Annotated in this window: 1 protein-coding gene; it reads right to left on the reverse strand. The window is 56.2% G+C overall.

Annotated elements, in window-relative coordinates:
* Nucleotides 1–18 precede the first annotated feature (18 nt).
* Nucleotides 19–923: IS3 family transposase (locus DYI22_RS17285; protein ID WP_213479295.1), on the reverse strand; the 905-nt coding region annotated here is incomplete at its 5' end.

The following is a 923-nucleotide window of genomic DNA, read 5'->3' on the forward strand; positions in this document are numbered from 1 at the left end:
TGGCAAGCCCCCGATATCCTAGACGCCTGACAGCTGCTTAAAATACTGCTTTTCGAAGTCCACGGGAGACAGTCCTCCGTTGTTGCCGTGCCGGCGTACCGGGTTATAGAACATTTCGATGTAATCGAAGATATCCTGGCGCGCCGTTTCCCGATCCTTGTAGATTTTCCGTTTCACCCGTTCGCTTTTGAGCAACGAGAAGAAGCTTTCGGCAACGGCGTTGTCGTGACAGTTACCGCGCCGACTCATGCTGGGCTTGAGGTGATGGTCGCCCAGGAAGTCTCGCCACTCCCGGCTCGTATACTGGGAGCCCTGATCGGAGTGGATCAGAACCTCCTGTTTGGGCCGGCGCTTCCAGGAAGCCATCAATAGTGCGTCCATAACCAGGTCCGTCGACATTCTCGATTTCATAGACCAGCCAACGATTTGTCGGGAGAAAAGGTCCAGCACTGCCGCGAGATACAGGAAGCCCTCATGAGTACGGATGTAGGTTATGTCGGTTACCCACCGCTCGTTCGGCTTCTGAGCTTCGAATTCACGATTCAGATGATTCGGTGCAACGTGAGCTGGCTTGCCACCGTAATAGCCCTTGTGGCGCTTGTAACCGCGCTGAGCGCGGATGCCTTCGTTTCTCATGAGCCGGTACACCCGGTTCTTGCTGCACCGCTCGCCGAGGTCTTTCAGGTCCAGGGTGATATTCCGATACCCGTACACGCCACCACTTTCGAGCCAGGCCTGTTTGATCATCCCGACCAATCGACGGTTGGCTTTGGCGCGAGGGCTTTCGGGACTGTGCAGCCAGGCGTAAAAACCGCTGAAGTGGACCTTCAGCACGCGGCACATGACCCGGACCCGGAACTCCTTCTGGTGAGCCCTGATGAAGCGATACTTTACTCGGACTCCTTGGCAAAGAACGCTGCGGT

This window comes from Marinobacter lipolyticus, from assembly GCF_018424605.1.
GTDB classification, from domain to species: Bacteria; Pseudomonadota; Gammaproteobacteria; order Pseudomonadales; family Oleiphilaceae; genus Marinobacter; species Marinobacter lipolyticus_B.